The organism is Paenibacillus sp. FSL R5-0345, from assembly GCF_000758585.1.
Taxonomy (GTDB): domain Bacteria; phylum Bacillota; class Bacilli; order Paenibacillales; family Paenibacillaceae; genus Paenibacillus_AQ.
This window is the reverse complement of the sequence record NZ_CP009281.1, coordinates 4,497,881-4,511,244: the sequence shown is the minus strand read 5'-3', so window position 1 is coordinate 4,511,244 and position 13,364 is coordinate 4,497,881. Positions and strand designations below refer to the sequence as shown.

Annotated in this window: 13 protein-coding genes; 8 read left to right on the top strand and 5 right to left on the bottom strand. The window is 45.3% G+C overall.

All coding sequences use genetic code 11. From position 1 onward, the window contains the following. Window positions 1–14: 14 nt before the first annotated feature. The 6 genes from asnS (at window position 15) to R50345_RS19985 (ending at window position 5,099) form a co-directional block, all read left to right on the top strand. Window positions 15–1,313: an asparagine--tRNA ligase gene (gene asnS, locus R50345_RS20010; RefSeq protein ID WP_036676308.1), complete on the top strand. Its 1,299-nt coding sequence runs from the start codon at window positions 15–17 to the stop codon at window positions 1,311–1,313. 26 nt (window positions 1,314–1,339) lie between these two features. After that, window positions 1,340–2,092, top strand: coding sequence for a DnaD domain-containing protein (locus R50345_RS20005; RefSeq protein WP_042129483.1), 753 nt, complete (start codon window positions 1,340–1,342; stop codon window positions 2,090–2,092). A 132-nt stretch (window positions 2,093–2,224) separates the two neighbouring features. Beyond that, on the top strand, window positions 2,225–2,773 hold the full coding sequence (locus tag R50345_RS20000) for an RNA polymerase sigma factor (RefSeq protein WP_081954140.1): 549 nt from the start codon (window positions 2,225–2,227) through the stop codon (window positions 2,771–2,773). Next, entirely contained in the window at window positions 2,770–3,255 is a 486-nt protein-coding gene (locus R50345_RS19995) for a hypothetical protein (RefSeq protein WP_052414665.1), read from the top strand. The genes R50345_RS20000 and R50345_RS19995 overlap by 4 nt, the downstream gene beginning before the upstream one ends. An 18-nt stretch (window positions 3,256–3,273) precedes the next feature. Next, a complete protein-coding gene (locus R50345_RS19990; protein ID WP_042129478.1) occupies window positions 3,274–4,377 on the top strand; it encodes a membrane protein in 1,104 nt (367 codons plus the stop codon). Next, window positions 4,374–5,099 (top strand): hypothetical protein, encoded by a 726-nt coding sequence (locus R50345_RS19985; protein WP_052414664.1) that lies wholly within the window; start codon window positions 4,374–4,376, stop codon window positions 5,097–5,099. The genes R50345_RS19990 and R50345_RS19985 overlap by 4 nt, the downstream gene beginning before the upstream one ends. Window positions 5,100–5,163: 64 nt before the next feature. On the opposite strand, the gene proC is transcribed toward R50345_RS19985, so the two are convergent. From proC to proB, 3 genes are read right to left on the bottom strand one after another with little or no spacing between them, the layout of a single operon-like run. Continuing rightward, window positions 5,164–6,033 (bottom strand): pyrroline-5-carboxylate reductase, encoded by an 870-nt coding sequence (proC, locus tag R50345_RS19980; RefSeq protein WP_042129476.1) that lies wholly within the window; start codon window positions 6,031–6,033, stop codon window positions 5,164–5,166. A 48-nt stretch (window positions 6,034–6,081) separates the two neighbouring features. Beyond that, window positions 6,082–7,329, bottom strand: a complete 1,248-nt coding sequence (locus R50345_RS19975; RefSeq protein WP_042129474.1) for a glutamate-5-semialdehyde dehydrogenase — start codon at window positions 7,327–7,329, stop codon at window positions 6,082–6,084. A 37-nt stretch (window positions 7,330–7,366) separates the two neighbouring features. Beyond that, window positions 7,367–8,470 carry a glutamate 5-kinase gene (gene proB, locus R50345_RS19970; protein WP_042129472.1) on the bottom strand — a complete coding sequence of 368 codons (1,104 nt, stop codon included), beginning with the start codon at window positions 8,468–8,470 and terminating at the stop codon, window positions 7,367–7,369. Between the two features lie 431 nt (window positions 8,471–8,901). Between proB and R50345_RS19965 the strand changes: the two genes are divergently transcribed. Beyond that, complete coding sequence (locus tag R50345_RS19965) at window positions 8,902–9,099, top strand: hypothetical protein (protein ID WP_042129470.1); 198 nt, start codon at window positions 8,902–8,904, stop codon at window positions 9,097–9,099. 108 nt (window positions 9,100–9,207) lie between these two features. On the opposite strand, the gene R50345_RS19960 is transcribed toward R50345_RS19965, so the two are convergent. Further along, entirely contained in the window at window positions 9,208–10,119 is a 912-nt protein-coding gene (locus R50345_RS19960; protein ID WP_042129468.1) for a LysR family transcriptional regulator, read from the bottom strand. Between the two features lie 189 nt (window positions 10,120–10,308). Beyond that, window positions 10,309–11,691: an FAD-binding oxidoreductase gene (locus R50345_RS19955; protein ID WP_042129467.1), complete on the bottom strand. Its 1,383-nt coding sequence runs from the start codon at window positions 11,689–11,691 to the stop codon at window positions 10,309–10,311. A gap of 223 nt (window positions 11,692–11,914) precedes the next feature. On the opposite strand from R50345_RS19955, the gene leuC reads away from it, so the two are divergent. After that, window positions 11,915–13,339 (top strand): 3-isopropylmalate dehydratase large subunit, encoded by a 1,425-nt coding sequence (gene leuC, locus R50345_RS19950; RefSeq protein ID WP_042129465.1) that lies wholly within the window; start codon window positions 11,915–11,917, stop codon window positions 13,337–13,339. Window positions 13,340–13,364 lie beyond the last annotated feature (25 nt).

Below are 13,364 nucleotides of genomic sequence, written 5' to 3'. Positions count from 1 at the left end.
GAGAGATTGAAGGCATGGCTAACAAGAGTGTAATCAAGAACGTGAATGAACATGTTGGAGAGAGCGTTGTTATCGGTTGTTGGGTAAACAACAAGCGCTCCAGTGGTAAAATTCAGTTCCTGCAGCTTCGCGATGGTACAGGTTATATTCAGGGAGTTGTAGTGAAATCAGAAGTACCTGAAGAGGTATGGGATGCTGCTAAGAGCCTCACGCAGGAGAGCTCTTTGTATGTGACCGGAATTATTCGCGAGGAGCCTCGCAGTCAGTCCGGGTTTGAAATGACTGTAACTGGAATTGAAGTCCTGCATCTTACAGAGAATTATCCTATTACTCCGAAAGAGCATGGCGTAGATTTCTTGATGGATCACCGTCATCTCTGGCTTCGTGCCTCGAAGCAGCGTGCTGTTCTGGTTATTCGTGCGGAAATTATTCGCGCAATCCAACAGTTCTTTAACGAGAGTGGATTTACAAAGGTAGATCCTCCGATTCTGACACCAACGTCGGCAGAGGGAACTACTAACTTGTTCCACACGAAGTACTTCGATGAGGATGCCTATCTGACCCAAAGTGGACAGTTGTACATGGAAGCTGCTGCAATGGCACTGGGCCGTGTATATTCCTTTGGACCAACTTTCCGTGCGGAGAAATCCAAGACTCGTCGCCACTTAATCGAGTTCTGGATGATCGAGCCAGAAATGGCCTTTACAGATCACGAAGAAAGCTTGAAGGTACAAGAAGAGTTTATTAGCTTCGTTGTGCAATCCGTATTGAAGAATTGCCGTGCGGAGTTGGAAGCAGTAGGTCGCGATATTTCCAAACTGGAGAATATCAAAGCGCCATTCCCACGGATTACTTATGACGATGCAATCAAGTTCTTAAACGATAAAGGCTTTGAAGATATTGCTTGGGGTGATGATTTCGGTGCACCTCATGAAACAGCAATCGCAGAAGCATACGATAAACCTGTATTTATTACTCATTACCCTGCTTCTTTCAAAGCGTTCTACATGAAGCCGGATCCAAATCGTCCAGAAGTCGTGCTGTGTGCGGATATGATCGCTCCAGAAGGCTACGGAGAGATTATTGGTGGCTCACAGCGGATCGACGATCCTGCACTGCTTGAAGAGCGTTACAAAGAGCATAATCTTTCGATGGACTCTTACAAGTGGTACATGGATCTGCGTACTTACGGATCTGTACCTCACTCTGGTTTTGGACTTGGACTTGAGCGTACTGTAGCTTGGATCTGTGGCCTTGACCATGTACGTGAGACTATTCCATTCCCACGTACGCTGTACCGTCTCTACCCATAAGTTCTTATATTTGAAGGGGGACGTTCATGGACGGCAAAGGATGGAGTACCTGGGGCGAAGGCGTCTCCTTCGGTCTGGAGAACGGAATGGCCGTCATACCTTATGCATTACTGAAGTATTACCGGAAGCTGAATTTAAGCGGAAGTGAGGCCATGCTGCTGATCCATCTGCTTTCTTTCAGGCAGGTGGAAGGGATTGACTTCCCTTCGCTTGAGGAGCTTCAGGTCGTAACAGGCCGTAGCATATCTGTTCTAGCAGGAGAATTGCAGAAGCTTATGAAGGAAGGTTTCATTAGTATCGATGGAGACAACGATGAACTAAGAGACATCCATTATGAACGCTACAACTTCTCAGGGTTATACGGAAAGCTTGGTGCTTATCTAGCGACAGTTGTGCAAGAGCATGAGCAAGATAAGCACGCAGGGGGCTATGCAACCTCGGCACCACGGGCTGCTTCAGGGGGTGGATTCGGCGGAAAGCCCCCCTCATCTCCTTCTCAACTTGGAGCTGAAGAGGAAAGCCGAAATCTGTTCAGTATTTTCGAAAAGGAATTCGGACGTCCGCTATCTCCAATGGAATGTGAGACGATATCTAGTTGGGTTGATCAAGACCGGTATCCCGAGGAGCTGATTCTGTTAGCACTGAAGGAATCTGTATTTGCAGGAAAGGTTCATTTCCGTTATATTGATCGAATATTGCTGGAATGGGCCCGCAACCGGGTCAAGAACGCTCAGGATGTTAAGAACTATACGCAAAAATTCCGCAATGGCGGAAGATAGCTTGCTCAGGAGAGAACCGCATTGCTTTAGCCCATCGCTAAAGTCAGTGCGGTTTTTTTATTATTTTTATAAAAAAATGCAGGGGTAGTTGTAATCGATGGCGTCTATTGCTGTGGGAAGGAGGGGAGAGTCATTGAAGAAGAGGTATTAATTCGGCAGATTTGCCAAGGTGACGAAGATGCGTTCCGCCAATTTGTAAATACATACAGTCAGCAAATTTACAAAATTACTTATTCTGTATTACGCGATGCCAAGATGGCGGAAGATGCTGCTCAGGAAGCTTTTTTACAAATGTACAAATCTCTCCCTGACTACCGTTTTCAAGGCTTGAAATCATGGATTACACGGATCGCCTTAAATAAGGCAATCGATGCTAAGCGTAAGCGTGATCGACTTAGGGAACTGCCTGTTGACTATGAGCTTGTACTAAGCCAGACCGCTTCCAACGAGGAGGATGTGTTGTCAGGTGTTGTACGCCGTGATCGGATGGATCGGCTGCTCAGTGAAATTAATAGCCTGCCAGAAACTCATCGTGGAATTATGGTGGCCTATTATCTGGAACATAAAAAATATGATCAGATTGCTGCAGAGCAGGGAATTTCACTGAAGACGGTAGAATCCAGATTATATAGGGCGAGACAATGGATTCGAAACCATTGGAAGGAGGACGAATGGCTATGATGAAGCGTGGAGAAGATCCAAACCAACGTGAACAAGCAAAAGCGTATGTTGAAGGTCACATGGAAGAAACGATCAGAGAAGATTGGGAACGATTGCTGTTGGAAGATGAAGAAACGTTTACTTCCTATATGGAAATGCTGGATGAGCTACAGGAGGATCTGCCTTCATTGGAGAATTCGTCTGTTTTTACAGAGAGAGTTATGGCTGATTGGGCAAAAATGACCGAATCTTCAGCAGCATTGGATCAAGTGACAGTTGAACAGGGGGGGCGGCGATATCGCTGGTACGAAAAGACAATCTTTCATTATGCTGTTGCCGCGTCACTTACACTGTTGATTATGTCATCAGGTATGTTTGATAAGCTGCACACAGGTCAAATGGAGCTAATGATCCCTAAAAAAGATAAATCCCTATCATTTAGCGAGCAAGTCATACAGGCAACTAGCGGATGGTTGGATCAGCTAATGGGCAGCAGAAAGTGATGAGAGGAGAAATGAAACATGCAACAGCAGCGTAGTAAATTAAAAGCTTTTTTTCTTAATTTGATTCCTGGAGCAGGTCATTATTATATGGGAAAACGTCCACAGGGAATTGTTTATCTTCTGTTAAGCTTTGGCATCTTATTTATGTCGTTCTTAATAGCTGTGGCTGAAGGTGCCGAGGATATACTAATAATGGGTGTGATGGGGTTCCTGCTCATCGGGACGGTTTCGATGGTGCATCTGGTGGTTAAAATGCTGCAGATGCCTACTCCGGTAATGACTCCAGATGGATCGAATTTTGATTATTCTTCAATGCCCGTTAAGACAGACGATAATGAGCGTGTACATGTAATTTTATTATCGTTCATTCCAGGATTGGGTCATTTTCATATGGGGTTGATGCAGCGAGGATTGTCTTTCCTCATTTCTTTCTTCGGTTTCATGACCGTGATGTTATTCCTGGCAGGGATTACGTCAAGTGATGTTTTCCTTCTCCTGTTTGGCGTATTACCAGTGATTTGGTTATATTGTATGTTTGATGCGGTTCAGTTAATCCATCGCAAGCAAGCTGGAGAAGAAATGGTAGATCGTACCTTATTCGAAGAGATGGAGGCTGGTCGTGAGGAGGGGCGCCGTAGCAAAGTTTTGGCTACACTGCTTTCTGCTTTTCCGGGTGCCGGACAAATGTATCTAGGGCTGCAAAAAAGAGGATTACAGCTCATGTTACTATTCCTCGGGAGTATTTATGTCATGGACCTACTGCGTTTAACGCTGCTATTCTTCCTCATTCCAGTCATTTGGTTTTACAGTTTATTCGATGGCTTACAGCTTGTCAGCCGACATGGACGTGAGCCTTTACAGGATAAGCCAGTCATAGAAGGGTTTTTAAATCATCAAGGATGGCTTGGAGCTGCTCTGATGTGTCTAGGGCTGTATTACATTGTAGTGAATGTCGCAGTTCCCGCACTTGATATCAGATTTCCTGAATGGCGTTTGGAGTATAGAGTCAATGAATATTTCAGGACCATTATTGTATCCGTGCTATTGATTGGCGGTGGTTTGAAGCTGATGGCGGGAAGTAAAAATAATAAAGGAAGAAAAGGGACGGGTGGTCACTCTTGAATAATCCGATAGAAATACAGCAGGGAGTCATTGTTCCAAATGAGCGTCCAGTCACGGAAGATAAAACAAGGCGCTGGCGTGTAGGAACGTTGTCGATGGGACTGAGTCTTTTATTTCTGGGAGCACTAATTATGGTCTCGCAGTGGAGAGGCGCGGAGGTGTTCGAGACGACGTTAGCTTGGTGGCCGATTATTTTTATATTATTAGGCTTAGAAATTGTAATATACACTTTATGGTTTCGTGGAAAAGGAAAAATGTATTATGACGTGCTAAGTGTTCTGTTCGTTGGTTTTATAGCAGTATGTTGTCTAGTTTTTGCAGCATTTAGTTCTTTAGGATTAACACAGGAATTTCGCCGTACCGTTTCAGCTGTGCAAGAAAGTTATGCATTGCCAGATTGGAAAGGAGCCGTTCCAGATGGCGTTAGTACCATCATTATTCAAGCTGCCGAGCCTTATGGGATTAAAGTGGATCAAACGGGTGGAAACGAGCTAAATGTATTTGGAAGTTATTTTTCAAATAAAGGAAAGCTACAAGAAGCACAAGAGCAGCAGCTGCTTCAAACAAAGCATGTTGGGAATACGCTATACATCATTTTAGGGGAAACTCCTAGAGACCTGCTATTCGATAATTCTCGGAACACATTGGACGTGACTGTCGGGGCTCCGGCTAATGTTAAAGTGATTGTTCGAGATACTTATGGAAATGTTGTGACCAGTTAATCTAAGTTTTAATTTGAAAAAAGATCGCTTCCTGACCAATGTGGTCTGGGAGCGATCTTTTTAATTAGGAATGCAGCTCTTTCTCAAGCGCAGCGCCCATTTCACGGGAACGTTCGGCACATCGATTTACTGCTGCAATGACAGTTTCAAAGAATTCTCCTTGCTCTAGTACTTCTATTGCTGCTTGTGTAGAACCATTCGGGGAAGTGACCTTCTTGCGAAGTGCAGCTGGATCTTCACCCGTTTGCTGTACCATTCTGGCAGCACCTAGAACCGTTTGGACGGTTAACTGCGTGCTTTGATCAAGCGGCAGTCCGCCTCGTATACCAGCAGCGATCATTGCCTCCATCATATAATAAATATAGGCAGGTCCACTGCCGGAAATACCCGTCAAGGTTTCCATGCGTTCTTCGTCTATGACTGTTGTAAGTCCGACAGCTTCAAAGATGTTGAGTGCAAGGCGTCGACCTTTCTCATCTACTTCCTTGGAAAAGGCAATGCCGGTGGCACCAAGACCAATAGAACTAGAAGTATTCGGCATTGTGCGGACGATGGGTTGCTCTTTACCAAGCAGACCTTGCATCGTTCGAATGGACAGCCCAGCGATTACAGAAACTATGATCTGATCTGGAGAAAGAAGAGGACTTAATCCGCGTAGCGCTTCGGCAGCATCTTTTGGCTTCATTGCTAACACAATTACTGGTGAGTTCCGTAGATAATCTGTTTTTTGTTCAGGATCATTTGTACCGATTACGCCGTAACGACTTCTTAGCTCTGCCAGACGTTCACTACTGCTGCGGTTAAGCATAATAACATTATCGGATTTCACGATACTGCGGCTAATCATCCCGCGAACGATGGCTTCTGCCATGGAGCCAGCGCCATAAAATACAATATTATGATTCATTAGTGGAATGGAAGGTTGCTGACACATGGCTAAAATCCTCCTAAAGTGGTGTAATTGAAAACAGATACGTGGACACTAGCCTCGTATTTGACCTGTTCCATAAATCTTATATTTGGTTGAAGTAAGGGCAGGTAGACCCATTGGTCCACGAGCATGGAGTTTCTGTGTACTAATGCCGATCTCTGCACCAAATCCAAATTCAAAGCCGTCTGTGAAGCGGGTGGAAGCATTGTGGTAAACAGCTGCAGCATCTACTTCCTGTAAGAAGCGTGAAGCGTTATCCGGATCTTCTGTTACGATACATTCCGAGTGCTTCGTTCCATACTGGGCGATATGCTGCATAGCTTCATCTAAATCGCTGACGATTTTGATATTCAAGATATAATCGTTATATTCTGTAGCATAGTCCTCTAATGTTGCAGGTAATGCCCATGGGACATAAGATATTGTTTCCTGACAGCCTCTCAATTCAACCTTAACCTCACGGAAAGCTTCGGCTAATGAAAGCAAATACTCTTTTGCGAAATCCCGATGAACGAGCAGCGTCTCCATGGCATTGCAGACCGAAGGGCGTTGTGCTTTGGCATTCAAGCTAATGTTCTGTGCCATTTCTGGCAAGGCGCTTGCGTCGAGATAAGTATGGCAGATGCCTGCACCTGTTTCAATAACAGGCACGGTTGCGTTAAGCACAACATTTTGAATCAGAGAACTACCTCCACGGGGGATAATTACATCAAGTAGTCCGTTGAGCTTAAGCATTTCATCAACGGAGGAACGGTTGGGATCCTCGATCAGCTGAAGTGCATTTTTCGGCATTGAAGTCCCTGCTAGCGCTTGGTGAAGCACCTCGACAATTTTTCGGTTAGAGGACAGAGCGGAGGAGCCACCGCGCAGCACAACAGCGTTACCCGTCTTAAGACACAGACCAGCAGCATCAACAGTTACGTTTGGGCGTGCTTCATAGATGATCCCGATGACACCGAGTGGAACACGGAGTTTCTGGATGCCCAGACCATTTGGACGCTCAATGGTTTCTAGCGTGTCACCAATCGGATCAGGTAATACAGCGATTTGTTGAAGTCCTTCAGCGATACTGTTTATTCGGCCTACATCTAAGGCTAGTCGATCAAGCATAGACTCAGGAGTGCCGCTTAGGCGCCCGCGTTCCAAATCTTCCTTGTTGGCGGCAATAATGGCTGGAGCTTCACGGCGTAGCGCTTCTGCCATCACTAAGAGAGCTTCATTTTTTTGACCGGTTGTTAGACTAGCTAATACTCCAGTGGTTTCCTTGGCTAATTTTGTTTTATTGACAACTTCACTCATGACGATTCCTCCTTAAATTTTGTATGGACAAGTTTCCTTACCTTAAAGTAATCCATTCGTCACGGTGAATGACCTCTAGCCGGTGTACTTCTCCCAGCTTCGGAACAATCTGACGGCTTGGTAAGCCTTGAATACTGCGCAGCTGGGCGTCATCGTAATTCACAATCCCGCGTCCCAGCAATTTGGAGTCAGGTCCAAGGACCTCTACAACATCACCTGCATGAAAATTCCCTTCTACATGTTTGACGCCGACAGGCAGCAGACTATGACCGCCATGGAGCAGCGCTTCAACGGCTCCTTCGTCAATGTAAAGGGAGCCGAGCGGGGTGGACATGAAGCCAAGCCATTGCTTTTTAACAGGCAAGGAAGATAACTTGGTTGCAAAATAAGTACCTCGACCCGTTCCTGACGCTGCGAGTTGTAAATCTCCAGGCTCGGTAGCTCTTCCAACAAAGACAGGTACACCACCTCGTGTGGCAATCTTGGCAGCATCGATTTTTGAACGCATACCACCCGTTCCCACACTAGAGCCGGCTCCACCGGCAATAGCATAAATCTCTGGCGTAATATCATCAACGAACTGATAGCGAACAGCGTCGGGATGTTTCCGCGGATCTCCGCTATATAAGCCATCCATGTCGGTTAAGACGAGCAATCTGCTGGCTTTCAGCAGGTTGGCTACGAGCGCAGATAAAGTATCATTATCGCCGAATTTCAACTCATCTACGGAGACGGTGTCATTCTCGTTAAATACAGGCACCGCTCCTTGGCGAAGCAGCTCATCTACCGTCATCATAGCGTTATTCATGGCTCTGCGACTACAAAAGTCGGTACGGGTTAGTAAAATTTGTGCTGTGGTAATTCCATGCTCAGCAAAAGCTTCTTGATATGCCTGCATGAGCAGCACTTGGCCTACAGCTGCCGCTGCTTGCTTCTCATGCAGTAGCTTTGGACGTGTTGGGTAACCGATACTGCGAAAGCCTGCAGCTACAGCACCGGAGGTTACCAATAAAACCTCGCAGCCGTTTCTCTTCAATTCGGCAATCTCTGAAGCGAAGAAGGAGACGGCTTCGCGATTCAAACCGCCCTCTGTTCCAGTCAGCGAGCTGCTGCCTATTTTGACTACGATTCGTGTCGTCATTTCTGTTCACTTCCTTAGTATTATATAGATCCTGAAAACGACAAAAAGCCCCCATCCTTAGACTTAGCAAAGGACGAAAGCTATTAACTTCCGCGGTACCACCTTCATTGATGAGGGATCATCCGACTTCATTCTCGTAACGGGAGGATCCGTCCTGTTTAGCACAGGCCGCTCGGGGGTAGGATTCGGAACGAAAACCGCGGTAAATTCTTTCAGCCTGTCGGAATTTACTCTCTAGGCGCGGTTAGACTCATTCTTACTGGTCCCGTCTGCACGTTTCACTTATTTTCAATAGAATACCATGGAGATGGTTGCATTGCAAAGGAAAAACGAAGGAACTATTTCTCGCATGAGAGAGCTTTAAATATTATGTTTAGCCTCTAAGCGAGGGGGTAAAGTACTTATAATCTGTTACTAGGAGGTGGATTGAAGTGACTAAAGGCAACAATGCTGAGCAGGCACAGAACCAAGATCCAAACGAAATAGCAGAGTTTCAAAATAGTGTGACTCGTGAATTTGTGGAGGAACATACCGGAACTTTCATTGTTAAAGGATCTGTTAATGAAAGTACGGCTCGAGTGTCAGATGATCAGAACCGCCTGATTACAAAGCGTAATATGCGTAAATAAAACAGAAAATTTTATAAGGAAAACTTGAAAAAAATGCTCTGACAACCATACGATTGGTTATCAGGGCATTTCATATGTTTTGGAAGAAGGTTATGAAAGGCTAAGTATCTATTCCTCAGTTAGTTCAGCTACCGTAGATTTAAATGTTTCTACAAAAGCCTTTGCGGCCTTGGATAAATAACGTCCACGTCGATAGGCTACGACTAATGTTCGGCTAGGGGCTGGATTAGCTAGAGGCAAGTAGACAGGCACGAATTCACTCCGCGGTGCACGGGCGATAAAATGAGGTACAAGAGTTACCCCCATGCCAGTAGCCACCAGTGACTGAACTGTCTCCATGTTATTGCTCTCAAAAACAATTTTTGGCTCGAAGCCAGCGTTTCGGCACAGATCCATAGTCATTTTGCGGAAGCCTTGACCTTCTTTAAGTACAATAAATAGCTCGTCCTTTAGTTCTTCCAAAGAGGTCTTAGTTCCATCTAAGCTACGTTTAGCTAGTGGGTGTTCGGGTGGGACTGCAAGATCGATCCTTTCCTCACCCAGTTCTTCGTAAGCAAGAGCCGGAATTTCGAGCGGCAATGAGAGCAGGCTTAAATCAGTCTGACCACTCGCAGTAAGCTTCTCTAGGTTCATGGAGGAGTCTTCGAGCAGAGTGATTTCTACTTCCGGATAATTTTGTTTAAAAACAGGAAGCACATGCGGTAGTAAATGTGCACCAGTGATCGGCATACTGCCTACAACGACTCGCCCGGTACGCAGTTCAGAAATATCAGACATTTCTTGCCGTAGCAGTTCTACGCCATCAATGATGATTTGGGCTTGCTCTACGAATTTAGATCCAGCATAGGTCAGTTCAACAGAACTGGTATTTCGCTGGAACAGCATTACACCGAGCTCTTTTTCCAGCTTGGAAAGCTGCTGACTGAGTGATGGTTGGGCAATGTGCAGCTTGTCCGCTGCTCGGGAGAAGTTTTTTTCGGCTGCGATTTGCAGTACATATTGTAGTTGTCTCAGTTCCATGTATAAACTCCTTTGGGAGATTGTTTTTACTTATAAGTATAACCTATGAAGTTGAAGTTTTATATAGGTTCGCATGTGAGTTCGTGCACGAACGCTCTGACCGGCAAATAGGAAGGTGTGGTTTACCAGTAATCGCTGGAGTCCTTTATGTTTGCCGGTCTAATTTCTATGCTATCTTATTACGTCTTACTATACTTTGCGGGCTGGAGAGATGCTTTGAGGGTTGTTAAATATATTTCCCGGGTCATATTTAGCTTTGACTCTCCGTAATCTAGGATAGTTCGCCCCATAATATACTGTTCCGGAATTTTTAATTCCCTGGTCTGGAACGTTGATGTAGCTCCCCACGATAAATGGCTGCAGCTTCCGACGTGTATTTCGTACTACGAATATATTTCTGGCAGCTTCCGATTTCTTGATCCATGAGCTATTCCACTCTACATAGAATTTCGCTTTACGCCAGTAGAAGGCTGTAGATTTGGGTGACTTACGGCTCACAGCTCCACCCCAGTTGAGGAAAAAGAAACCTGCGAACTCTCCCTCCACTTTCTCTAAGAATTCACGCATGGACTTAATTGCCTTGTCCGGGAAGGGTTTTCTTACGAAACCGCTGGAGAACTGGTTGCTGACTCTTTGAGTTAGCACTGGATCGGGCGCTAACATAAAACTCACTACTTTTGTATAGGGCAAAGAGCGGATAATTTGATTTGTAGGCGTTCCTACGCTCGTAACGGGCTTTAAGAGGCGAGAAGCCTCTGCTTTTGATCCGAGGAACAGCCCCGTCATAGTGACATTACCGCCTTTTTTCGGACCAATGGATAATTCACTGCCCAACTTGGTATTAACGGAAGGAGCCCAGAGTTGCCAAGCTTTGAATACCTTCTCGAACTGATCCCAAGGCCAGGTGATACGAAAAACGGTAGCCGAAGCTGGAGCTGGACGTACTTTGAATTTGTAACTGGTGTAAACTCCGAAATTCCCCCCGCCACCTCCGCGTGAAGCCCAGAGGAGATCAGAGTTACTATTCTTATTGGCACGAATAATTTTCCCTTTGGCATCAACCATTTCGAGTTCGATTAGATTATCACTAACAAGGCCCACGGTTCGCTGGAGCGGCCCGATACCCCCGCCTAGGGTGATGCCTCCGATTCCAACCGTAGGGCTATCGCCGAATGGAGCCATATATCCTTGCCCAGCAAGCGTGTGTGCAATTCTCCCCACTGTATTTCCGGTACCCACAACAACAGTTCCTGATTTTTTATTTAGTTTGATTTTCTTCATTTCACTTACATCGATGACAATTCCTCCGGTGACCTGTGAAAGATTAACCTCCAGAGAATGTCTACCGCTTCTTGCACGGATGGGGACTTTATTCTCGTTAGCCCATTTTATGGCGTTCGCAACATCTTGTGTTTTTTGTGCGAAAACAAACACTTTCGGGAATTTGTCAGTATGCGGATCCCAATTCTTACGTGCCGTTTCATACCCTTGATCACCTTTGAAAATAACTCGCCCGGTAAGTCTCGTTCCTGACTTCAATTGTTCCAACTCCTTCTGAGCTAACAAATGCATTGCATTTCAACAACTAGGACCCGATATAGTATGAAGGGCATTCGTCTAAGGAGTGGGCTTACTAGGGTCTCAGAAAAAAACGTCTTCAATCTTATAGGTTGAACCTATCACTTCTATAGATATCATATCTTGGAATTATAAAGATGGTGATGTTATATTTAGATCATTCAAGAGAGACTCCACGCTCTCTTCCAATGAACGATTCTATTAATGAGGTGAAATTATGAGCAACAAGACAATGTTTGAGAAGATTTGGGATAATCATGTTATTCATCAAGAGGAAGGTAAGCCTAGCATTATTTATATCGATCTTCATTTGGTTCATGAAGTAACTTCTCCACAAGCGTTTGAAGGACTTCGCCTCAGTAACCGCAAGGTTCGCCGTCCTGAACTGACTTTCGCTACAATGGATCACAACGTTCCTACCAAGGACCGTTTTAACATTAAAGATCCAATTTCCAAGCAACAAATCGATACACTTTCTAAAAACTGTGCTGATTTTGGTGTGAGATTGTTCGACCTAAATGATATTGATCAAGGTGTTGTTCACGTAATGGGTCCTGAGATCGGCTTGACTCACCCTGGTAAAACTATCGTTTGTGGTGATAGCCATACCTCTACACATGGTGCATTCGGTGCGCTGGCCTTTGGTATCGGAACAAGCGAAGTTGAACATGTAATGGCTACCCAATGTTTGCAGCAATCCAAAGCTAAAACAATGGAAGTACGCTTTACTGGTAAAAGAAATCCTGGTGTAACAGCAAAGGATATGATCCTTGGTGTTATTGCTAAATATGGTACTGATTTTGCAACAGGTTATGTAATTGAATACACAGGTGAAGCTATTCGTGAGTTGTCGATGGAAGAACGTATGACCGTCTGCAACATGTCGATCGAAGGCGGAGCAAGAGCCGGCTTGATCGCTCCTGACGAAACTACTTTTAACTATCTGCGTGGACGTCAATATGTGCCGCAAGGCGAAGCTTATGACGCTGCTGTTGAAGGATGGAAGAGTCTTGTTAGTGACGAAGGTGCTCAGTATGATACGGTTGTTGAATTCGATGTGGAGACATTGATTCCACAAGTGACTTGGGGTACTAGCCCGGGCATGGGTACAGATATCAACTCTAGCGTGCCAAATCCGGCTGACTTTACCACTGAAAATGAACGCAAAGCTGCTGAAAAAGCGCTTGAATATATGGATTTGACTCCTGGAACTCCTATTTCTGAAATTCCAATTGATTATGTATTTATCGGTTCTTGTACTAACGGACGGATCGAAGATTTGAGAGCCGCTGCCGTGGTAGCAAAAGGCCATAAGGTATCTGACAAGGTTACTGCCATTGTTGTTCCTGGTTCTGGTCGTGTTAAAATGCAAGCTGAGAAGGAAGGGCTTGATAAAATCTTTACTGACGCGGGCTTTGAATGGCGCGAAGCGGGATGCAGCATGTGCCTTGCGATGAACCCTGATGTACTGCAACCTGGGCAACGCTGTGCATCTACCTCGAACCGTAACTTTGAAGGACGTCAAGGTCGCGGTGGACGCACGCATCTGGTATCCCCAGCTATGGCTGCTGCAGCTGCGATAAAAGGTCGTTTCACTGATGTACGTGATTGGAACTATAAGACGGAAGCTGTCAGCTCATAGAACTAGAGAGAACACGGGAGGATAA